Annotated in this window: 1 protein-coding gene; it reads left to right on the top strand. The window is 57.8% G+C overall.

Features of this window, described 5'->3' with window-relative positions:
• Positions 1-29: 29 nt before the first annotated feature.
• On the top strand, positions 30-270 hold a 241-nt coding region (locus KZZ04_RS19355), incomplete at its 3' end, for an amino acid permease (RefSeq protein ID WP_257903696.1).

The raw sequence follows: 270 nt of genomic DNA, 5'->3' as shown, positions 1-270 counted from the left end.
TGTTCTTTACCGCCATGAGTTACGGGCGTATGGCCCAGGCATTTCCAGTTGCCGGTTCCGCCTACAGTTATGTGCGCAAGGCGATCAGCCCCAAGCTGGGTTTTATCGCCGGTTGGGCGGTATTGCTCGACTATCTGTTTTTACCCATGGCCATCTGGCTGATCGGCGCGGCCTACCTCAATTCGGCGTTTCCTGCGGTGCCGCAGTGGGTCTGGGTTCTGGCGTTTATCGGCATCACCAGCGCGATCAATATCGTCGGGCTCAAGCTCG

The organism is Pseudoalteromonas sp. CR1 (assembly GCF_019392235.1).
In the GTDB taxonomy this organism is placed as follows: Bacteria; Pseudomonadota; Gammaproteobacteria; order Enterobacterales; family Alteromonadaceae; genus Pseudoalteromonas.
This window is presented reverse-complemented; position numbering and strand designations above follow the sequence as displayed.